This window comes from Pseudomonas sp. F3-2 (assembly GCF_038804275.1).
In the GTDB taxonomy this organism is placed as follows: domain Bacteria; phylum Pseudomonadota; class Gammaproteobacteria; order Pseudomonadales; family Pseudomonadaceae; genus Aquipseudomonas.
Genome location: NZ_CP152388.1, coordinates 4429792 through 4453222, shown reverse-complemented (window position 1 = coordinate 4453222; position 23431 = coordinate 4429792). Strand labels below are relative to the sequence as shown.

Here is a 23431-nt window from a genome sequence, read left to right as displayed (position 1 = left end):
ATCAGGCCTGGGCAAGACTGTATATTTGCGGTCTTGCCTTTTTTTCGCGTTCGGATTTAAAGACGAGAGGTAATAATTAATTATCGTAGGATGCTACGCTCAAAACGTTAGGAAAAATCCTACATAGTTGCAGATTTGAAGAAGGTAGTCTTCGCGCCCTCATCCTACGGCGCTTCTAAGCAGTTCCGCGGGAATGGCGTTTATTCCATGGAGCTGACATGAACTCATCCCATCTTTTGTATTCCCGCTATTTCAAACCCTCAACTTTCATCTCGCTCGCGCTTTGCATCAGCGCCGCTGCCCAGGGTCGTGTCCTGCTGCCAGGCGAGTCCGTCACCGTCAATTCGGGCGATACCCCAGAGAGCTGGAACATGGCAACAGGGGCAACCCTGACCGTCAATGCGGGTGGCCAGATTCTTTCGCTGGGAGGCAGTGGTGCCGGCACGCTCAATCTCAATGCCGGGAGCTCTGCGGGGCGGATCACCCTGAATGCGGGCTCGGTGGCAAACATCATCGGCGCGACGATCACCACAACCGGCACCGTCGCGGCTTTCACAGCGGACGCCGCGCTGGTGACGTTGACCAACTCCTCGGTGAGCGGCGAAGGCCTCGGCATTTACGGCGTCCAAACGATAGGCGGCCCTGGGGCTACCTTCCTCATCAATGGGGGGAGCGTCACGGGTGTCACCGGCGGGATGAGGTTGTCCGTTAACAGCAGCGTGGATGCAACCGGTACGGTCATTCAGGGCACCGGGGCCAACAGTTATGGGATTCAGGCATTGAATTCGAACATGACCCTGCGCAACAGCACGGTGACCGGCGGGCTCAACGGCATCAGCTACCGGGGCAGTCCCGGCGCCACGGGAACGGTCGATCTCGTGGGCACTCATGTCGAAGGCGCGAGCGGCGCCGCCATCCAGATATCAGGCCAGAACGCGGCCGTTACGGCGAATCTCAACCTGCTCAACGGCACCACGCTCACCGGCGGCAATGGCAACGCGCTGGAGGTGACCGACAACGCCACCGCCACCGTGACGGTGCAAGCCAGTGACTTGCAAGGCAATATCGATATTTCCAATGACAGCACCGCTGACCTGACTTTCGATCAGGGCAGCCTGGCCGGCAATATTACTGCCGATGGCAGCAGTACCGGCAGTTTGACGATGAATAACGGCTCGACGCTGATCGGCAATGTGTCGGGCGTGCATGACATCAGCCTCAGCGCCAGCAGGATGACGGGCGATATCACCAGCGACGGCACCGGTGTCGTCTCGCTGGAGAATGATTCGGTCTTCACCGGCAATCTGATCGATGTCGATCAATTGACCGTGGGCGATCCTTCGATCTGGAACATGACCGCGTCGAACAGCATTAACACGTTGGTGATGGACACCGGCACGGTGAAGTTCGGTGGCGCCAACGAGTTCTATCAACTGAACGTCGGCACGCTGTCGGGTACTGGCACCTTTGTCATGGATGTCGACTACGCCACCAACCAGCATGACACCCTTGTGGTGAGTGGTTCTGCGACGGGCAGCCATACCTTGCAGATCGCAGGATCCGGCGTCGACCCGGCTTCACCGCAGCCCTTGACCGTCGTGCAGACCGGGGGCGGCAATGCGACCTTTGCCCTGGCGGGCGATCGCGCGGTGGACGTGGGGACTTATTCCTACCAACTGGCGTCGACGAGCAACGGCGCGGGCGGGACCGACTGGTATCTCGATCCGAGGACAGCGACGATCAGTCCTGGCACGCGCTCGGTGCTGGCGCTGTTCAACACCGCACCGACGGTCTGGTACGGCGAGCTGACCTCCCTGCGCAGCCGGATGGGCGAATTGCGATTCAATGGTGGAAAAGCCGGTGGCTGGGTGCGCTCTTATGGCAACAAATACAACGTCGATGAAGCATCCGGTGTGGGTTATCAGCAGACGCAGCATGGCCTGTCGCTGGGTGCCGATGCGCCGCTGCCGATGGGTGACGGTCAATGGCTGATCGGTGTGCTCGCCGGCCACAGCACTTCTGATCTGGACATCAGCCGTGGCACCTCAGGCACCGTGAAAAGCTATTACGTGGGTGCCTATACCACCTGGCTGGATCAGGCCAGCGGCTACTATTTCGACGGCGTGCTCAAGCTCAACCGCTTTCGCAACGACTCGAAAGTCAGCATGAGCGACGGCACACGTGCCAAGGGCGATTATGACAACGACGGCCTGGGCGGTTCGGTGGAGTTCGGACGCCACGTCAAACTGGACGACGGTTACTTCGTCGAGCCCTTCACTCAATGGGCTGCCGTGGTGATTCAGGGCAAAGATTATGGCCTGGACAACGGCATGCAAGCGCAAGGGGACCGTACCCGCTCGCTGCTGGGCAAAGTGGGCGTGACCGCAGGACGCAACTTTGCGATGGAGGGCGGCAGTGTCGTGCAGCCGTATGTACGGGTGGCGGGGGTGCACGAGTTCGCGAAGAACAACGAAGTTCAGGTCAACAACAACGTGTTCAACAACGACTTGTCCGGCTCGCGCGGTGAGTTGGGTGCCGGTGTTGCGGTGGCTTTCTCGGACAGCCTGCAGTTACATGCTGACTTCGACTATTCCAATGGCGAGCACATTGAACAGCCGTTCGGAGCGAATGTGGGGTTGCGGTATAGCTGGTGATTCTCCAGCAGCGCCCCATCGACGTACCGCTGTTTTTCGCGGTACGCCGATTCCTTCTTCTCAGATGGCGTTACAGTTAGCGTAATGGCCGAACCCAATCGGACCCGAGGCCTCTTCCCCGGTCCTCAGATTTTTTATCACGTTTCGATTCAATCCTACCGAATCCGTCGACCATGAGAAGAGCCTATCCGGATACTGCGGAAACCGTAAATAGCCGAATTGGTTATAGATCGCCTGCAGCTCACTCAGGTTCGGCAGTCGTTTACCGACTGCTGCGGCATCTTTTCTCGCCTGCGAGTAGGTGGAGTTGCTTAAGGTGTAAACAATCACCACGCCAGACACATCGACCGTGTAACTGCCCGATTGTCCAGCGCTGTCGCGCACGGTAATGGCTGCGCTGCCGTTATTGACTGAGTAGACCTTTCCATCGCTGCCTACCTTGGCAATCGCCGGATTGCTTGAGCTGTACGAGTATGGCGCAGCGCCGCTGCGCGGTACTCTCACAGCTGTCGTACTGGCTGGCCATGTTTGTGGATCCACTGACAGATCTGTATTGGATCTGTATAGCCTGCCATTCAGCGACACGGGCGATGTATCCAGCACGAAATCCGGTATCGGCGATACCACGTTGAAGCTGCGAGTCGGCGATGAAGGATTGTCGCCATATTTCCCGACAGCCTTGATGCTGTGGGAACCGATGGGCACTCCCACGGAGCGACTCCACGCGCCGTTACCGCCCGCTGTTTCCGTGCCTTTGGACACGTTATTGTCGAAGACCTCTACCTGCTCGTTGGCCACAGCCGTGCCCGACACCGTTACCGTCGTGTCGGTTATGTTACTTCCCTGACCAACCTCCCCTCGGGAGTCGCGTACGCTGAGCGTGGGCGCCGTGGCAGCTTGAACGTTTAATGCCCACGCTGAAGACACCGGATTATCCGCATAAAGCGCTCTGGCGGTCAGACTATGCGCGCCGACCGACAGGCCACTCACCGACCGCGACCAGTCGCCACTGCTGTTCACGCTGGCAGTGCCTTTGGACGCGCCGCCGTCGAACAACTCTACGGATTGACCGATCGAGGCCTTGCCCGAGGCGGTGACCGTATTGGCGTAGGTCGAGCCGCCATTGGTCACGGGGTTGCCCTGTGGATCCTCGACATTGGTGATGGTCGGGGTGACGACGGCGGTGATGGTGAACTTGCGCTTCGGTGATTCCGGATGGCTTGCGTAGTCGGCCTTGGCCATCATGGCATGCACTGCCACGCTCAACCCCTTCAGCTCCAGCGTCCATTGTCCGCCCGCATCAGCCCTGGCTTTACCTTTGGAATCTTCGCCGTCGAAAATTTCCACCTCCAGGTTCGCGCTGGCACTGCCCTTCAGCACCACCGTGGTGTCCACGGTAAAGCCGTCGGGCGGGATTTCAACGGTATTGGAGTCTTTGACGCTGTTGATTGTCGGCGTGACCGCCTGCGTCACAATAATCGTCCACTCCGTCGATTCAGGCTGCGACCCATATAATGCCTTGGCTTTGAATGCATGCGAGGCGACCGTCAAATCTGACAGCGTCCTCGACCAGGCACCTGCACCGTTTGTACGCGCCGTGCCTTTGGAGTCTTTGCCTTCAAACAGTTCGATCTGCTGATCGGGGCTGCCTTGGCCAGACAACGTGATACTGGTTTCGACCGTGCTGCCGCCGTTGCTGATCGGCCCGTTGGAGCCGACCGCCTGAGTGATCGTCGGCGTCAGGTTGGCGACCACTTCAAACCGACGGGGCTGCGAAATCAGGCCGCTGCCATCCAGCGCGTGGGCCGTAAGGCTGTAGTTCTTGACCTTTAACCCCGACAGATCGATGTTCCACGCGCCGCTGCCATTTGCACGGGTGCTGGTCAGAGGCGTCTTGTCGTCGAGAATCTCGAGCTCAGCCTCAAGGGTCGACGTGCCGGTGAGGGCGACCGAGGTATCAAACGTGATTGCGCCTTCGTTGACCTCGCCCTTGCTGTCCTTGACGCTGATGATCTGCGGACTGACCCAGTCATGGTGCAGTTTGAAGGTGTACACCACCCGTGGAAAAGGCACTGCGCCGCTTTCACTGGCGATACCGTCAAAGGCAACGTTGCAAATCACTGTCAGGTCGGTGTCCTGGCCAAGCTTTTCCAGTTCAGTGCGCGGCAGGGTGACGGACAGGCCGTCAGAGGCTTGAGCGCTGGTGAGTACGGCTCCATCCAGTAGCGTGATTGCGTAGAGACCGCCGTTGCTGCTCTCACCTTCAAGCCGCAACCAGACTCGCTGGCCCGCAGCACTGAAGGGCCATTTGGCGACGGTGGTGGTGGCGTTGCCGGCGAACGTCGCCAGGTTTAGCGTCAACGTCTGGTTGTTCGCCTGCGTAATGACCGGTTGCGGGAGGTCCTTGTCTGGGTTGCCAAAGGGCAGTATGGGCAATCGCAATAGCTCGGACGGCTTCTCCGCGGTGTAGCGTTTGACGCGATAGGACACGCTGACCTCGCGGCCAATATTCGCCCCGACCACCTGCGCAGGAACCGAGAAGTTGACCAGCCCGCTGTCACTCCCACTCGCTTCCTGATCGGCCGGAGAGCCAACTCCCGGACTGCCCAGCCAGATTTGCGTGATGTCGTCTTGTTTCTCCATGCTGGCGTAACTGACTTGAACCGTGACGCCGTTCAGAGCGTCCATCGGGTCGAGGGGCTTGTCCTTGCCCGCTTCGAGGACGACAGGCGCGGGGAGTTCGCCGATAAGCTTGCCGATCACCAGGTTCAGCGTTGCCGAGTACTCGAACAGGCCTGTGGCGGCGCGCTTGAGTGTGTACAGCACCCTCACTTCGTCATTGATGTTGGGCTCGATCAGTGATCGAAGAATGGTGAAGTCGACCTGTTCGCCTGCATTCATCCCGGTGATGGTGATCCAGTCGCTGCCGCTGCCCGCGCCCGGCTGACCGAGCCAATACCAGGTCAGCGTATCGTCGATGGCCGTGTCGGCCTTGACCCGTAGCGTGACATTCCCGGGGTTCACTTCGGGGTCAAGCTCCCCGTCCGGTGCTTCAACGATAATCGGCGCAGGTAAGTTACTCACGTATTGGCCGACCTTGACGTACAGGTGCTCCGACTCCCGCACACCAGACACCCGCCAAGCATCGTTTAAGACCAGATAACTGACGTCGACTGTGCCGTTTTCGAGCAAGGCAATGTGCTCACTCGTCACAGGGATATAAACGATGTTGCCCACCTCGTTGCCGGACACGGTGTGTCGGGGTCCATAGCAATAGGGCGTGCCATCAGCGCGGGTGCCCTCCCAGAACAGAATGATCACATCACCGTTGGCCATGCCGTCGTAAACCGGGATCTCTACATGAGCGCGTTCTGCATGCGGGTCGAGCACGTCGCCAATCAGTTCCAGAATCCGCGGTATCTTCAGCGGCGCCACTCCGATAATTTTCACGTTTGCCCGTTTTGATGACTGCGGCGGGTCACCGTTGGCTTTAGTCAGGACATAGGACGCCTGAGCAGTCCCGTTGACAAGCTCGCGCACGAGTGCATTCGGCACGCTGGTGTTATAGATTGCGGGAATGTTATCGATGGTGACCGATTCGTCGTACTTCAGCGTGGCGCCTGCCGCCGTGGTGCCGAGCCATGTCATGGTCACGGTATCGTCGTGCTCGAACGAGTCTGCGGTGACACGGATCTTCACCGTGACGGTCGCGCTGCCCAGATCGCCCAAATCGATCTCGCCATCATCATTGGCTTCCATAATGATGGGAGCTTCCAGCTTCCAGCCGCCGGCATCTACCGGCACGAAGGTCTGCTTAGACCATTCCTCGGAGTAATTCATGACCTCGTCGTATACCTGGTAGTACACACGCAGATTCGTGGAGTCGCCTGCCGCGAGTATCGCGTCCTGGTCAACGGTAATGACAATGGGGTCATTGCCCGCAGCCTGCTCTTCGGTGATTTCCGCGAGGATCCGCACCACGCCCCACCGCAAGTCGACCGTGTCGCGAGCGGCCCGGTCCGGGTACGCAGCAATGGTCACTGGGACGCCATCCTTGGCCCACTGAGCATCAACGCCGTTATCAATAACGTCCTGCGGCAGTTGCGGCGCGGCGAGTTCCGAGTGCCCTTCGTCATGTGGATCTTTGTCCTTGCCGGCCGGCCGGTTGAGTTTGACCCGCAGGCGCAACGGCTCGGATTCCTCCGCCACGGTCGACCCGGCACGGATCAGGCTGTAGAACACTTTTTCAGCCCAGTCGGGCTTGATCGGATCAGTTCGCAGATAAAAATACATGGGTTCGTTGATGTCGGCTTCAATAACGTCGCGCCCGCCCACCTGCACGCCGTCCCAATAGATGTCGATACGGTCGCCCACCTGCATGGGCCGCCAGGGGTCCACGGCGGCGAGCACACCGCTTGGGTTGCCCTGGACGATGCTGATGTTGACCCCGCCTTGACCGTATTTGACGGGTGTGACCAGGCCGCTGATCAACACCGGGGACAGCGTGGGTGTTGAGTGGTCGAGGCCCAGTGGGGGGAAAAGGGTGCGTGAATAGCGTTTCATGATGAGCATCCTTATTGAGCGGGCACGGAGGCGTTAATGGTCAGCGGAGCCGGAGCTCTCGTAGCGTTGGCCTCGACGTATTGAATGCGCGCCGGGTGCCAGTTGCTCTGCGGGGTAATAGGTAAAAGTCGCGCCATCGAGTGCTGCCAGATTCATCTTGACGATGGGCAGGAATCGTTGGGTTTGCTGGAAATAGTCGTTCTGGATGAATTGCGCGTGGGGCAACGCGCCGCTGCCTGACAGGTAGAACAGCGCTTCGAGCGGCAGTTGGTCAGGAATGCCCTGCGGCCAGGCCGCAAGCATGATTTCGTTCCAGTCTATGCGATTGGGAAATTCATGCCGTACCTCCACGCTCAACTGAAATTGCGCTGCACGGGATCCTTCAAAAGCACACCCCCTGCCGGGGGTAGCCGCGTATCGCGCCATCCATGCAGCTACGCTGTTGATGCCCAGTGCTTCGCATGCGTCGCGAAACGTGCAGGGGTCGGGGCTGCCGCTTGTGGCCGCGTCATACGGGTAGGCGCATCGGACGGTGACCGAATGGACAACTGGGGCAGCCGATTCCTTGAAAATAAAGCCAAACGGGCGGCTGAACACGAGCTGGTTGATGGTGATGTCTTGACGAGCATAGGAAAAAGAAACGCCGTTATTTTGAGTCGAGCCCGGGCTGGGATCCCAGGCATGGAAACTGCTCGTCGCCTCGTTAGAGCGGAACAACACCCCATTGCAGTAATACGCTGGCTGTCCACCCGGACATTCGGCACGCGTGTCGGCGTATCGGGCGTTGAGCCTTGCGGCGACCTGGTAACCCACGTAAAGCTGGTCCTGCAGATTGAACCCGAAAACCTTGCCGGATGCGTCGCTCAGATCCATGCGCACCACCGGCAGCCATTGTCCGGTAGCAGTGAAAAAATCACGTTGGTCTGCTTGAGCTGCCGCCAGTGCTCCTGTCTGGCTCGTGTCGTAGAACAACGCTTGCACCGGCACGTTCGATGGACTCGAGGCGTCCCAGTTTTTAACCTGGACCTGATTGGCGCTGGACGACCATTCGCTGCCCAGGCCTTCATGTGCGGTAAGGCTGATAGCGAACTGGATCGGGTCAAGCGCGTCCAGTGAACACTGCTCCTCCACCTGATTGCCGGTCTGTTGAAAGTGAGCCAGCCAAGACTGAGTGTCGATGACTCCCAGCCCGGCACAGGAACCGGTCTTGGTCGAGGATTGCCGAGCGCCGGCGGGCAGGGCGCAGCCGAAGTCGGCATGACTGCTTAGCTGCGCGGCGAAAGGGTAGGCACAAAGCACCTCCAGCGACTTGCCGTCGCCCACTGCGGTGAAAAGATCAGTGAATACGGCGCCATTGGCGGTGGGGGTATCCCGGATGCTCAGATCGCGACGCAGGTAAATCAGGCCCTCGGCCCCTAGCGCCGTGGCTGCGCTGTCGTGCTCCCAGAACAACTGCCTGGGTGCTTGCGACTGAAGCTGCGCTCTAACCAACACGCCGCTGCAGTACCAGGCGGGTTTGTTGGCTGCGCAGGTCTGGGTGGTGGTCTGGTAGCGGTTATTGAGCAGTTGAGCGGTCTCCGGGCCGGTGATGGCTTTTGCCTGGAGAGCCATCGAAAGCAGCAGTGCCACAACGCTGAATGTGAGTGTCTTCATGACGGTTAAAACTCCTTGGGTTGCTGCGCGAATCGTCCGGGTCCTTGCAACCCGGACGGTTCGAGCGTGAGATCAACTCATTGGCCGCCTGAATCAGGCGCCCCGGACTTCGCAGCACCCGTGGATATGCCCACGGCCTGATGGGGCAGTGACGCGTCGGCGCTGCTTGCGTTTTCGTTGACATCTGACCCACTGAGGTCATAAGTGCCGTAAGTGCCGGCGCCGACGCTGTCAGCGGTCCAGAAGGGGTAATCGAGCCAGCCCAGGTAAGTGCTCACCGGGACCTCGCCCTCGTACGTCGTCCACAACGACTTCAATTGCGCCAGCGTGATCGGGCTGACGCCCGCTGCAGCGCAGACATCCTGCATACCTGCCCAGTCGGTACTGTCCGTGAGAAAATGAACCACCTTGATGCCGCTCACCGTGAGCGTGTAACGGCGGGTTGCACCCAAACTGTCTGTGCAAGAGATCTCGCAATCGCCATTTGCCAGCGCTGTCACTTGTCCATCGCTGTCCACGGTTGCGACTTTTTTGTCGTTGCTATCAAAGGTGTAAGGTGCGACGCCCCATGTCGCAACACGCGTCATTTGAGCGAAATCAGGCAGCGTCGAGGGCGCTTTGGTTGCGGCCACAATGTAGTGCTTCGACGACAGGTCCATCGTTGCAGCCGCTTCGAATCCGCCACTGATGGGGAGGTCCAGCGACGCTGAGCGCTGTTCCTCCTGTTCACCGGATGGAACGACGCCGTAGCTGATCGTAACGATGGTTTCGGCATAGGGGAAAAACGCCGACGCCGGGATCTTGAAATCCAGACCTGATCCCGGACCGTTGCGATTGACAACCGCGAAGTTGATCAATGCGGTATCGAAGTACAGGTTGACTCGGTCCAGATACTTCAATTCACCAGGCGGTACATGGACGATGATCTGACGATCCGGATCGGTGCCAGGGTCGAGAAAACCGTTTTCCTGCGCCTCATCGACCGTGGGTTGACTCCAGTCGGCTGTCGCTCTGCTGCGGGGCTCTTTTTTATCGATTTTGCCTCGGGCTTTCAGCGTCCGACTTTTTGAAGTGAGGGTAGCCTGATAGGAGAGCTTACCGCGAACCAGGCTCTGAACGGCGCTGCTATCGCCACCGCCCGCTGCATTGCCCCACGTCACCATACGGCCGTCAGACGTTAACGCCACGAAGCATTGGCTGTTTGCGTAAACCGCACGAACGTCGTGCAGCTCGGCGATTACGCTGCCAGTGTCGCCGCCGAGTGTCGCGTCTCCCCAGGCCACCACGGTGCCGTCGCGACGCAGCGCGGCGAAGGCCATGGCGTTACCGACAACCTGAACGATATCGTTGAGCAGGGCGATTTCCTGAGGAACCACCCCGCCATGGGTCGCCGGACCCCACGCGACTACATGGCCATTGCCACGGCGGGCCGCGAATGCTTGCCACGAGGCACTGACCTCGATGATATCGGTCAGCGACACGATATCTTCGGGAACGACGCCACCATGGGTCGCATTACCCCACGTCATCACTTGCCCGTTTTTTCTGATCAGCGAAAACGCGCGCGCGGTGCTGCATCCCAGTTCGGCAATATCGGTTAACGCCGCGATGTTCGCAGGCACCTCCCCGCCGTCTGCAGCGGTGCCCCATGCGACGACGCGACCATTTTCGCGCATGGCCGCGAAGGCTGTGAAATTGCCGGAAACTTCAATGATATCGGTCAGGGTGGCGATGTCAGGCGGCACCGTACCGGCCGAGCTCTCGCTGATATCGGTCAGGCCGGCAACGTCAGCAGGGCCAATAGGACCGGTATTCGAAACCGCCGGCCCCCACGCGACGACCTCCCCGGTGCGCCTGATCGCTGCGAATGCAGTACCTCCTCCAACGATGTGGGAGATGTCCGTCAGCACGGAAATTTCGGCAGGTATTGCCCCGCCCGAAGCCGCGTCGCCCCACGCAACCAGATTCCCGGCTGTTTTTATCCCGGCAAATGCCATGCTGTTGCTGGCGATGTGAACGAAATCTGCGGCAGAAAGGCCCGGCGCAGGTACGGCAAGGCTGCCGCCCTCGGCCGCAAGGCCCCACGCCACGACATAACCGTTCTGGCGTCGAGCGGCGTAAGCGCTGCGGGTGCAGGTCACTTCAACAATATCGTCCATGGTGATGACAGTAGGCGGGATCTGCGCTCCGTTTGCAGGGTTGCCCCATCCGATGACGTCACTTGTGTCTCGATGGGCAACCACTGCAGCATCGCCCACGACGGTGGTGTCATTGCCGCTGCCGATGATATTGGCCGGATTGAGGGCAACCAAGTCGTCGCTGGTGCGAACACGCAAAACCAGTTCCGGGTGCGTGTCACGAAAGCTGGTGCCTTGAGTCCATACGTCACCGTCGCCTTCATATTGCCACTGGGCGGACAATGCAGCCCCGGTCGTGGAGTTGAATGCACTGATGCGCCGCGGTGTTGCCGAGGCCCGGTAACTGCCGCGATTGAATCGAGCACCCATGATCTTCAACAGGCCTGCGCCAACGGTACTCTTGATGTCATAGACAGCATCGGGCGACGGGCCTTCAGTGGTTCCGTCTGCTCGCTTCACAGAGTAATGCAGTGTCACGCTGTGTCCGTTGTTGGCGGCGACAGTGGCGTAAGCGATGTCGAACTTCATTTCGCCGGCAACGGTTGCTTTCTTGACAGGTGATACGCTTCCGTCTCCCGCCTGGCCTGCCCAGTCAAGGGTGACTTCATCTTCTGGTTTAAGCTGCGCTTCGGCGCCAATGGTCACATGGGCGCCATTGACGACAGTGCCGGGGTCAAGAGAACAGGTATTTTTGTCCGCTTCGTCGATGATGGGCGCAGGCAATGGCAGCGCTGCGGCTGCCTGCACCGCGAAGCTCAAAGGCCGTGATGCTTTATCTTCGCCTTCCAGTGGCGTCATGGTGTAGGTCACCGTCACGGTGCTGTCCACGCTTTTACGGACTTCCGCCAGCGTCATCGGAAAGATCACGTCTTTATCCACAGCGGAGCCGAGAATGTCCTCGCTGTCGGTGTAAGGCGGCGTCCCCTTATCGTCTTGCCAGTTAATCTTTACGCTGTCACCAGCGGTCATCCCTTCCCACGGTGGCACCACGATTTGCGCGCCATCGGGAATCTCTTCCAGTTCAAGGATGTCGTCATCGAGGATGTCGTCTTCGCTGCCGGCCACTGACGGCGCATCCAACAGAGGTTGCTGCCCGACCCCCACGCTGAACTCAAGAATTGCTGAGTAACTGGTGCGTTTGGTGCCTGCGCGAGTCACCTCGTACGAGGCCTCGACGGTGCCGCCGTCGTTGAGCGAAATGGCGTTTGCAGGCACTGTAAATTTGACGTTGTCGCCTATGTTGACGCCTGTAATGTTGATCGAGTCCTTCACGTCACCGGCTTCGCTGCCCTGCCACAGGTAACTCACGACATCGCCAATGGCCATTCCCGTATAGCGCTTGATGATCAGGTCCGTTGAGCCGTATGCCGGATCTATCACGCCGTTCTCGTCCACCCCTTTAACTTCGGGGGCTGGCAGCTCTGCGCGGGGGGCGCCGATGTTCAATTTTTCGGCTCGGGCAGATTCACGGTGGACGGTTGTGCCGTCCACGAATCTTGAGAGGATGAAATACAACTCCAGAGTGCCCCCCTCGATCGCCTTGAGGTGCATGCCGTCTACCTTGAAAATGAATGCTGGCTTGCTGGACGCTTCCCCGTCGCTGATGTCATGCGGCTCTAACTGCGGGTCGTAAATGGTGAAATCGGGCCGGGTGCCGATCCACTTCAGAGTGATTCGATCGTCTTTCTTCATGCGGTCATCCCACGGGACCGTCACGGTCGTAGTGGGAAGGTCCGGATTGAGTGCGCCGCCAACGGCATTATCGGCTACCGGCGCGGGCATGCGCTCAGCTTCACCGATCACACTGATGAACGCCCCTCTGGACTTCGACTCGGTATTGTCTTGATGAATCAGCCGATAGGAGAACACCGCCTGGGTTTGACCCAGCGTTCGGATGACAATATTAGGGATTTCCACATCATAGGAAAACGGCACGCGGTCGATCGTAATCACCGGCGCGTCATAGCTGACCGGGGCGCCTTCGGCTGTAGTGCCCGTCAACGTCACCGCAATCCTGTCGCCCTTGACGAAGTCGGCCTTGCGCGCCTGAAGGCGCGAGAGCGTCTTTCTGCCCCTCGACGCTTGCAATCGTGAAGCCTGTTCTGGCGTCAACGACTGACTGAGTTGCTCCAGCTCGCGATCCGTGACCGCCCAGACCTGCACCGTCACCGGGCCGCCTTCCAGGTCATCCAGCTTCAGTACGTTGTCGTATGCTTCCAAGATGATCGGTGCGTCCAGCCGCGAGTTGTCGGTGTCAACGACAACACGGCTCTCGGCAGCCCAGTCTTCCGAACGGTTCTGCACCACGTCGTAGAGTTCGAACGTCACGGCCACGCCGAATTCGTCTGAGTCGCCCCCCCTCAGAATGGTCTCTTTCTCGACCGTGATCTCGATCGGTTGGCCATTTTTTCCAGCCTCTACTTCCTCAGCCGTGACCGTGTGGTACACAAATTCTCCGCCCCAGGAGAGCTTGATACGGTCCCCTTCGGTCATCTCGGGGTAGGGCATAATCTTGACCGGCACACCGTTCTCGGCGTCATCGGCGTCCACGCCATCGTTGATGATCTCCTCAGGCAGGGTCAGCACAAGTGCCGAGTGCCCAGGGGTATCGCCGTCCTGATCCTTTCCGCCGGGACGATTGAGCTTGACCAGTATGTCGATTGCAGCGGAGGTTTCGGGGGCCTGGCTTTGTCGCTTCACGGAATACTGAAGGGTGTGTCTGTCCGAGGTGAGGCGCCTCGAATCGACGAAGGTCGTCACCCGCTGGCCGACGTCTGTCAGGTCAATGATCTCTGTCGAGACGACCGTGCCATCAAGCAACACTGACACGCTGTCGGCTGCTTTCATGTCCGACCATGCCGGGATGTACAGCTGCAAGCCATTGTTCGGAAAGTTATCCAGGGCAGCGCCGCGATTGATCCCCCACAATTCCTGTCCAGGCTCGGCCGGTGGCTCGGGAAGAGGGCCCACCCTACCGGGGATTTCCAGGTTGATCAGCGAGTTGGGCCTACCGGGGGTAACGAACGGATTCCAGGGAAATGAGCGCATGGCGGTTGACTCCTGTCGGGAAATTCCAGGAGTCATTGAGCGCCGGATTGGAGGAATTGACTACTGTCAGAAGTGACAGGTTTTGCTACCGCTGGTCGGCTTTGCCTGAGGTAAAGCGTGCACTTGCGAGCCGAACGACCGGCTGCAGACAGCCATCAGTTTTGCCGTTTCCGGGGGTTATTTCCAACGATGAATCGGCCATCCGTGCTTTTCCGCTTCCGCGCGCAACACCGCATCGGGGTTCACCGCGTGGGGGAAATCGACCTTGCGCAGCAGCGGCAAATCGTTGCGTGAATCCGAATAGAAACTCGCGCCTTCGAGGTTCTCGCCTTCCTGATCCAGCCATTCCATCAGCCGCGTGATCTTGCCTTCCCGGTAGGTCAGCACGCCATGGGTCTTGCCGCTGTAGACGCCGTGGGCGATGTCCAGATCGATCGCCAGCACCTCGTCGACGCCGATCCGTTCGGCGATGGGCTTGACCAGATGCACGCCCGAGGCCGAGATGATCAGGATACGGTCACCCGCAGCGCGATGTTCGGCGATGGCCTTGGTGGCGTCGCTGAAGATGATCGGCTCGATGTAGTCCTCGACCCACGGCCCGACCAGAAACTCCACTTCCTCAGGCGTACGGCCGATCATCGGCTCCAGGCTGAAGGCCATGTAATCTTCCATCGCCAGCTCGCCCTTGCTGTAAGCCTCCATCAATTCGTGGTCTTTTTTGATGAATGATTCGGGATCGACCCAGCCCAGACGCCCCATCTGCTCGCTCCAAAGGCTGGCGCAGTCGCCGTGAATCAGCGTTTCATCCAGATCGAATATTGCTAAAGCCATTACCGCTGTCCTCTCAAATCATTTACACGCAATCAACTGTAGGAGCGTGGCTTGTCCCGCGAACTGCCGGGAACCGGCAGCAACCCAAGTGAATGCGGTGTGTCAGTCTGAATCCCTTCGCAGGTTTTACGGCGGGTTCCCCGCCGATCGCGGGACAAGCCACGCTCCTACAGGTCTCGTGGCGTCTAAGCCACTTCGCACAGCGCCGATGGTTCAATGTTCAGGGTGACGCGCTGGCCGTTCGGGTGCAAGTCGCTTGCCGATCGGTTGAGCACATCCACCACCAGTTCGACGCCGTGAGCCTGGACGCGATAGCGGATCACGTTGCCCAGCAGGCTGTGACTGAGGATCTCGCCTTCGAGCAGGCCTGTGAGGCTGAGCTGAATGGCTTCGGGCCGGATCGCCACCCGGCTGCCGATCGGTCGCTGCATCAGGCGGCTGGCGTCCTCGGCTTCCAGCAGGTTGTAGTTGCCGATGAAACCGGCGGCGAAAGCGTCCACCGGCGAGGTGTACAGCGTCTCGGCATCGCCGCTCTGCACGATGCGGCCCTGGTTCATCAGGAAGATGCGGTCCGACATGGTCAGCGCTTCTTCCTGATCGTGGGTCACGAAAATCGTCGTCAGGCCCAGCTCCTGCTGGATCGCTCGAATCTGTTCGCGCAGGTGTTTGCGGATCCGCGCATCCAGCGCCGAGAGCGGCTCGTCGAGCAGCAGCAGGCGAGGGCGCGTCACCAGCGAGCGCGCCAGTGCCACACGCTGACACTGGCCGCCCGACATCTGGTGCGGGTAGCGCTTGGCGAAATCGGTCAGTTCCACCAGCTTCAACACTTCGGCCACGCGTTGCTTCGTTTCATCGCCGCTGACTTTCTGCATGCGCAGGCCAAAGGCGACGTTCTGCTCCACATTCATGTTGGGGAACAGCGCATAACTCTGGAACACCATGCCGATGCCACGCTTCTGCGGTGAGACCGGGACGATGTTCTTGCCATCGAGAAAGATCTTGCCGCTGGTGACGGGCGTCAGGCCGGCGATGCAACGCAGCAGGGTGGATTTGCCGCAGCCGGACGGGCCGAGCAGGGTGACGAATTCGCCCTTGTTGATCACGCAATTGATGTCGCTGAAGACCGCTGTGCTGGCGTAGTTCTTTTGCAGGTTTTCGACACTGACGAAGCTCATATCAGTCTTTGTCCTTGTTCAGTCGGTTGGCCGCCCAGGTCAGCAGCAGTACGAAGAGGAAATAGGAGATCACCAGCGCACTGTTGAAGTGGCCGCTGCTGTTGCGCATGTTGTTGAGGTACACCTGCAACGTTTCGTAGCGCGTGCCGACCAGCAGGTTGGCGAAAACGAACTCGCCGAACAGGAACGAGAACGACAGCAACAGCGCGATCATCAGGCCCTTGCGCAGGTTGGGCAGCACCACCCGAAACGCCGCCTGGAACGTGCTGGCGCCGAGCAACTGAGCGGCGTCCATCAGATCTACCAGATTGATCGCCTGCAGGTTGTTGGTGATCGCCCGGTACATGAACGGCAGCGCCACGGTGAAATAGCAGCCGATCAGAATCCACGGCGTACCGACCATCGCCAAGGGGCCGGAACCATAGAGCTGCAGCAGGCCCACCGAGGACACCACCGGCGGCACGGCAAATGGCAGCAGGATGAGGATGTTCATCAGTGCATCGAGCTTCGGGAAGTGGTAGTGCACCACGAACAGCAGCGGCAGGATCAGCACCACGGAGAGGATAAGTGCGCCCACGCAGACCAGCAGCGACTGGCCGAACGCGATGAGAAACCGTGGGTCGCTCCACAGCGCCACGTACCATTTGTAAGTGAATCCGCTGGGCAGGATCGATGCCGACCAGCTGGTGGCAATCGAGTACACGAAGGTGCCGAGCAGCGGCGCCAACAGAATCAGAAACAGGATGTACACCACCGTGCGGTGGTAGAGCCCGACCGGGCCGCGTTCAGCGCGAGACATGGTAGCTCCTCTTCAACAGCCACTGATGGACGATGGTCACCAGCGTCATCATCCCTACCAGAATCATGGCCAGCGCACTGGCCAGATTCGGGTCCAGGGAAATGTCGCCTGCCACCATCGCGGCGATGCGGATGGGCAGCACGTTGAAGTTGCCGGTGGTCAGCGCATACACCGTCGCATAGGCGCCCAGTGCATTGGCCAGCAGGATCACGAACGTGCCGAGCAAGGCAGGCGTCAGCACGGGGATGCCGATGTGTCGCCAGAAGTCCCAGCCGCTCGCACCCAGCAGCGAGGCCGACTCGCGCCAGTCTTCACGCAGCGCGTCGAACGCCGGATAAAGCAGCAGCACGCCGAGGGGAATCTGGAAATAGGTATAGAGGATGATCAGGCCGGTCTTCGAATACAGGTTGAAGTCGTCGATGATGCCGGCCTGTTTCAGGATAAGCGTCAGCGCGCCGTTGAAGCCCAGCAGAATGATGAACGCGAACGCCAGCGGTACGCCGGAAAAGTTGCTGGTCATGTTGGCGAAAGCGCTGACGAAATCCCGCAGCCGCCCTGGCACTTTGCGCAGCGAATAACTGCCGAGGATAGCGATGAAGATGCCGATCAGACTCGACCAGAAGCTGATCTCCAGGCTGTACTGCATGGCCTGACGATAAAAGCGCGAGTTGAACGCCTTGATGAAGTTGTCCAGGCCCCAGCCGCTTTCCGAATAAAGGCTGTTGATCGCCACCCACGCCAGTGGCGCGAGCTGAAACGCAATGAAGAACAGGGCGAACGGCACCAGGCACAACAGGCCCAGCCATTTGCCGCGACTTTGTGAATTCACTTGAGCACCTCGGTGCAGACAGGTTTGTCGTGGGGCACGCCGAGCAGTTCGCAGACGATTCCGCAGATCTGGGTCTGTTTCGGTTGCGCATCAGGGTCGAGGCTGAAGGCATCGCCGATGACGAACAGCGGCACTTCGCGTTCCTCTGGAAGCAGGCCGTTGTGTGAGCGGTCGTTGTTCATGCCGTGGTCGGCCGTCACCAGCACCTGATACCCCGCGTCCAGCCAGCGCTGCAGGTACTCGGCCAGGATGATGTCGGCCGAGCGCGCGCTGTTGCGGTATTGCGGGGTGTCGAGGCCGTGCTTGTGGCCGGCGTCGTCGATGTTCATCGGATGGATAAACAGAAAGTTCGGCTGATGCGCGGTGCGCAGGTGCTCGGCATCGTCGAACAAGTGGGAATCGGGGTAGTGGTCGACGTAGTAGAAGTGGCCGTGCTGGATCGGCAGATCGGCGTCGTCGGTGTGGCGATCGCGCCCGGCAATGAACGGGCTGCGGTTGTACAGCTCGCTGACCCAGTGATAGGCCGCAGCGGCGGTTTTCAGTCCGCCGGCGGCAGCGTAATGGAAGATGCTGCGCTGGCTGGAGAGACGGGAAACTTGGTTATGCACAATGCCGCTGTCGATGGGCGCAACGCCTGTCAGGATGCATTCGTACAGCGGTCGTGAAAGCGCCGGCAACTCGCATTCAAGCTTGTACAGCGCGGCCCGGCCTGCATTCCGGTACGCCAGCAGATGCCCCATCGCATGCTGCGCCACGCTGTAACTCAGGCCGTCCAGCAGAATGAGGATGACGTTGTGTTTCATGGCCTCTCCGGGGGAAGAGGGCAATGCGCATTGTGCTGTCGGAGCGCGCTTGCCCGCGAACGCGTTGGGTGGGTCACCCGGTATGAACCTGATACGACGCACTCGCGGGCAAGCGCGCTCCTACATCAAACGCGCGTGCCCGTTGTAACGCTTACTGCATCTCGACGATGACCTGTTCGTTCCACTGCTGAGGCAGGGCTTTGGAGGTCTTTTCCCAGGCGGCCGGATCTTTGATCGGCTGGGGATTGGCGGCGACATATTGCTCGGAAGGAATCAGGTTCTTCGCGATGTCGGCGGGTAGTTTGAGGTTGGTTTCCGCACGAATAGGACGCGCATTGCCTTTCGCCAGATTGATCTGCCCCTCATCGCTGAAGATGTATTCGCGGGTCAGCTTGGCTGCGTTTGGATGTTTTGCGTATTTGTTGATGATGGTGGTGTAGCCGGATTTCACCGAACCGTCCGAAGGAATCAGCACGACGTAATCGTCAGGATTGGCCATCTTGGCCTTGTAGCTCAGGCCGTTGAAGTCCCAGACGATGCCGACTTCCACTTCACCTTTTTCCATGGTCTGAATGGTCGGGTTGTTGATGCCCAGACGCTTCTGTTTGGCCAGTTCAGTGAACAATTGCAGGCCGGGTGCGATGTTGGTTTCGTCGCCTTTCATGGCAATCGACGCTGCGAGCACGCCGTTGGCCGCCTGGGCCGCGGTGCTCACATCACCGATGGTGACTTTGTATTTGCCGTTTTTCAGGTCCGCCCATTTGGTCGGAACCTCGGAGCCGTGCAGCAGCTTCTTGTTGACGATGAACGCGATGGTGCCGGTGTAGGCCAGTGCCCAGTGACCGTCCTTGTCCTTGGCCCAGTCCGGTATCTGATCCCAGGTCGTCGGCTTGTAAGGTTGAGTCACGCCCTTGGTCGTTGCGATAGGGCCGAACGCGGCGCCCACGTCACCGATGTCGGCGCTGGCGTTGTCTTTTTCCGCATCGAACTTGGCCACTTCCTGAGCCGAGCTCATGTCCGTGTCCATGTGCACCAGACCGTATTTGGCGGTGAGGTCGGTCCAGGTGCCTTTCCAGTTTGCCCAGTCATCGGGCATGCCCACGCTGTTGACTGCGCCTTCGGCCTTGGCCGCGGCTTCAAGCGTCTTGAGGTCGGTATCCGCGGCCATGGCCGATGTGCTCAGCGCGATGGCCGAACCCAGGAGTGATGCCAGCAAAAGGTGTTTCATTCGAAGCTCCTTTGGTACTTCTCGACAGTTATGAAAGACGAAGTCGTTGAAGTGCGCGTTGCGATGGGGTTGGTCTAGGTCAGCAATACCTGAGCCAAGTTAGGCCAGTTACATGACGTTTTCATGTATGGACCGACTTTTGCTGGGTGAAGCGCAGGCATCAGGCATCGCTGTCGAACAAGCGTAGACCATGCCCAAGTGGCTGATATAAAAAGGCTAATTTCTTTTTTATGCCTGATTTATCAATCAGATCGCGCTGGATTGTCACGCAACAGTCATCTACGCTGCCTACGCTGTGGATCACTGAAGCGGGCCGTTCGGCAGTAGACCTTGCCCCGAAATAGCGCTGGTCTAGTCCAGATAGGTAACGAAATGCGCCAAGATGTGCCCCGAGCGGTGACGACCATTTGCAACGCTTTGCAAGAACAGATCGAGCATGGCCTGTTATTGCCCGGCAGCAAGCTTCCGGCGGAGCGCAAGCTGAGCGAAGTGTTCGACACCACGCGTATCACCCTGCGCGAAGCGCTGGTGCAGCTCGAGGCGCAAGGGCTGATCTACCGTGAGGAGCGTCGCGGCTGGTTCATTTCGCCGCCGCGCCTGGCCTACGACCTGATGCGCCGCAGTCATTTCCACGCGATGGTTCAACAGCAGGGCCGAGTGCCTGCCACGCAAATGCTATCGGCGCGGCTGCAACCGGCATCGGCCGTCATCTGTGAGTTGCTGCAACTGCCTGCATTGTCCAGCGTGATCCAGATCTGCCGCGTGCGCCGGATCGATGAGCGATTGGTGCTGTACGTCGAGCACTACCTCAATCCCGAATACTTCCCGCAGATCCTCGACTTCGACCTGGATCAGTCGTTGACCGAGTTGTACGCGCGTCACTACGACATTCTGTACGGTCAGGTGCGGTTCGAGATCGTGCCCACGGCGTTGCCGGTCGAGGCCGCCGCTGCCCTGAAAGTGTCGATCGGCAGCCCCGGACTTCGCATCGCCAGGGTCAACCACGACCAGCACGGGCGACTGATCGATTGCGATCTGGAGTACTGGCGTCACGATGCAATCCACGTAAGCGCAGTAGTCGCAGAGGTGTGAGCCGCCGCACTGGCGACGGCTTCTCGCTGCCCAATATTAAGACGAGGTGCAAGGAGCGGTCAGCAAGCGCAAGCCTGGCGATCCACTGACCATTGGGATTGGCCGACACAGTGTCGACCAATCCGTTGCATTCCTGCACGGTAGGGATGTCACAGCGTCTCACTTCCGAGTCGGGGTAGTCGGGATAAGAGCGCCAACAATGGTTACGGTTTGATCAGAGGTACTGCCGCTGTTCGGGATGTCGTCCCCGTTCGCGTCCAGGATAGTCGTGATAACCGGGCGAAGGGTAACGGCGCTTACAGTGAAGGTGCGCACCGCTGTCTCTGTGCCATCACCATACAGCGCTTTGGCTTTGATGGCATGATCTGCAACTTCCAGGTCATTCATTGCAAGAGTCCACTGCCCGTTTGCGTTGGCGGTCAGCTTGCCCTTGGAGTCTTTGTGGTCAAATACTTCGACATCATGATCAGGCGCCGCGGTGCCACTCACCGTTACGCTGGTAGCCGAGGTAGTCTGACTGTCCGGGATTTCGTTACCCTTCGAATCCTTGATATTGCTGATCACGGGAGGGTCCAATACCACGGCCGGACCCACGCTGAACTCAAGAATTGCTGAGTAACTGGTGCGTTTGGTGCCTGCGCGAGTCACCTCGTACGAGGCCTCGACGGTGCCGCCGTCGTTGAGCGAAATGGCGTTTGCAGGCACTGTAAATTTGACGTAGTCGTCGCCCACGTTGTTGCCTGTAATGTTGATCGAGTCCTTCACGTCACCGGCTTCGCTGCCCCGCCACAGATAACGCACGACATCGTTAATGGCCATTCCCGTATAGCGCTTGATGATCAGGTCCGTTGAGCCGTATGCCGGATCTATCACGCCGTTCTCGTCCACCCCTTTAACTTCGGGGGCTGGCAGCTCGGCGCGGGGAGCGCCGATGTTCAATTTTTCGGCTCGGGCCGATTCACGGTAGACGATTGTGCCGTCCACGAATCTTGAGAGGATGAAATACAACTCCAGAGTGCCCCCCTCGATCGCCTTGAGGTGCATGCCGTCTACCTTGAAAATGAATGCTGGCTTGCTGGACGCTTCCCCGTCGCTGATGTCATGCGGCTCTAACTGCGGGTCGTAAATGGTGAAATCGGGCCGGGTGCCGATCCACTTCAGAGTGATTCGATCGTCTTTCTTCATGCGGTCATCCCACGGGACTGTCACGGTCGTAGTGGGAAGGTCCGGATTGAGTGCGCCGCCAACGGCATTATCGGCTACCGGCGCGGGCATGCGCTCAGCTTCACCGATCACACTGATGAACGCCCCTCTGGACTTCGACTCGGTAGTGTCCTCATGAATCAGTCGATAGGAGAACACCGCCTGGGTTTGCCCCAGCGTTCGGATGACAATATTAGGGATTTCCACATCATAGGAATACGGCACGCGGTCGATCGTAATCACCGGCGCGTCATAGCTGACCGGGGCGCCTTCGGCTGTAGTGCCCGTCAACGTCACCGCAATCCTGTCGCCCTTGACGAAGTCGGCCTTGCGCGCCTGAAGGCGCGAGAGCGTCTTTCTGCCCCTCGACGCTTGCAATCGTGAAGCCTGTTCTGGCGTCAACGACTGACTGAGTTGCTCCAGCTCGCGATCCGTGACCGCCCAGACCTGCACCGTCACCGGGCCGCCTTCCAGGTCGTCCAGCTTCAGTACGTTGTCGTATGCTTCCAAGATGATCGGTGCGTCCAGCCGCGAGTTGTCGGTGTCAACGACAACACGGCTCTCGGCAGCCCAGTCTTCCGAACGGTTCTGCACCACGTCGTAGAGTTCGAACGTCACGGCCAGGCCGATTGCGTCTGAGTCTCCCCCCATAAGAATGGTCTCTTTCTCGACCGTGATCTCGATCGGTTGGCCTTTTTTTCCAGCCTCTACGTCCTCAGCCGTGACCGTGTGGTACACAAATTCTCCGCCCCAGGAGAGCTTGATACGGTCCCCTTCGGTCATCTCGGGGTAGGGCATAATCTTGACCGGCACACCCTTCTCGGCGTCATCGGCGTCCACGCCATCGTTGATGATCTCCTCAGGCAGGGTCAGCACAAGTGCCGAGTGCCCAGGGGTATCGCCGTCCTGATCCTTTCCGCCGGGACGATTGAGCTTGACCAGTATGTCGATTGCAGCGGAGGTTTCGGGGGCCTGGCTTTGTCGCTTCACGGAATACTGAAGAGTGTGTCTGTCCGAGGTGAGGCGCGCCGAATCGACGAAGGTCGTCACCCGCTGGCCGACGTCTGTCAGGTCAATGATCTCTGTCGAGACGACCGGGCCATCAAGCAACACGGACACGCTGTCGGCTGCTTTCATGTCCGACCATGCCGGGATGTACAGCTGCAAGCCATTGTTCGGAAAGTTATCCAGGGCAGCGCCGCGATTGATCCCCCACAATTCCTGTCCAGGCTCGGCCGGTGGCTCGGGAAGAGGGCCCACCCTGCCGGGGATTTCCAGGTTGATCAGCGAGTTGGGCCTACCGGGGGTAATAAACGGATTCCAGGGAATTGAGCGCATGGCGGTTGACTCCTGTCGGGAAATTCCAGGAGTCATTGAGCGCCGGATTGCAGGAGTTGACTACTGTCAGAAATGAC

General features: G+C 59.3%; 12 protein-coding genes. 2 read left to right on the top strand and 10 right to left on the bottom strand.

The features are described from left to right. Positions 1-218: 218 nt before the first annotated feature. Positions 219-2654: an autotransporter outer membrane beta-barrel domain-containing protein gene (locus tag AAGQ88_RS19980; RefSeq protein WP_342653355.1), complete on the top strand. Its 2436-nt coding sequence runs from the start codon at positions 219-221 to the stop codon at positions 2652-2654. A 60-nt stretch (positions 2655-2714) separates the two neighbouring features. On the opposite strand, the gene AAGQ88_RS19975 is transcribed toward AAGQ88_RS19980, so the two are convergent. From AAGQ88_RS19975 to AAGQ88_RS19935, 9 genes are all read right to left on the bottom strand, one after another. Continuing rightward, positions 2715-7217 carry a hypothetical protein gene (locus AAGQ88_RS19975; protein WP_342653354.1) on the bottom strand — a complete coding sequence of 1501 codons (4503 nt, stop codon included), beginning with the start codon at positions 7215-7217 and terminating at the stop codon, positions 2715-2717. Positions 7218-7250: 33 nt separating this feature from the next. Next, positions 7251-8870 carry a hypothetical protein gene (locus AAGQ88_RS19970; RefSeq protein WP_342653353.1) on the bottom strand — a complete coding sequence of 540 codons (1620 nt, stop codon included), beginning with the start codon at positions 8868-8870 and terminating at the stop codon, positions 7251-7253. A 77-nt stretch (positions 8871-8947) separates the two neighbouring features. After that, positions 8948-14056: an Ig-like domain-containing protein gene (locus tag AAGQ88_RS19965; RefSeq protein ID WP_342653352.1), complete on the bottom strand. Its 5109-nt coding sequence runs from the start codon at positions 14054-14056 to the stop codon at positions 8948-8950. Positions 14057-14233: 177 nt separating this feature from the next. Next, on the bottom strand, positions 14234-14887 hold the full coding sequence (locus tag AAGQ88_RS19960; RefSeq protein WP_342653351.1) for an HAD family hydrolase: 654 nt from the start codon (positions 14885-14887) through the stop codon (positions 14234-14236). Between the two features lie 185 nt (positions 14888-15072). Next, on the bottom strand, positions 15073-16062 hold the full coding sequence (locus AAGQ88_RS19955) for an ABC transporter ATP-binding protein (RefSeq protein WP_342653350.1): 990 nt from the start codon (positions 16060-16062) through the stop codon (positions 15073-15075). Position 16063: 1 nt separating this feature from the next. Next, a complete protein-coding gene (locus AAGQ88_RS19950) occupies positions 16064-16861 on the bottom strand; it encodes an ABC transporter permease (protein WP_093463765.1) in 798 nt (265 codons plus the stop codon). Then, on the bottom strand, positions 16848-17690 hold the full coding sequence (locus AAGQ88_RS19945) for an ABC transporter permease subunit (protein WP_093463768.1): 843 nt from the start codon (positions 17688-17690) through the stop codon (positions 16848-16850). Before AAGQ88_RS19945 ends, AAGQ88_RS19950 begins: the two co-directional genes overlap by 14 nt. Continuing rightward, entirely contained in the window at positions 17687-18493 is an 807-nt protein-coding gene (locus AAGQ88_RS19940; RefSeq protein ID WP_342653349.1) for an alkaline phosphatase family protein, read from the bottom strand. The genes AAGQ88_RS19945 and AAGQ88_RS19940 overlap by 4 nt, the downstream gene beginning before the upstream one ends. Positions 18494-18644: 151 nt before the next feature. Continuing rightward, on the bottom strand, positions 18645-19721 hold the full coding sequence (locus AAGQ88_RS19935; RefSeq protein ID WP_342653348.1) for an ABC transporter substrate-binding protein: 1077 nt from the start codon (positions 19719-19721) through the stop codon (positions 18645-18647). 372 nt (positions 19722-20093) lie between these two features. On the opposite strand from AAGQ88_RS19935, the gene phnR reads away from it, so the two are divergent. Then, a complete protein-coding gene (phnR, locus tag AAGQ88_RS19930; protein WP_342653347.1) occupies positions 20094-20813 on the top strand; it encodes a phosphonate utilization transcriptional regulator PhnR in 720 nt (239 codons plus the stop codon). A gap of 159 nt (positions 20814-20972) precedes the next feature. Here the strand turns inward: phnR and AAGQ88_RS19925 are convergent, their stop codons facing one another. Continuing rightward, entirely contained in the window at positions 20973-23354 is a 2382-nt protein-coding gene (locus AAGQ88_RS19925; protein ID WP_342653346.1) for a hypothetical protein, read from the bottom strand. Positions 23355-23431: the final 77 nt, after the last annotated feature.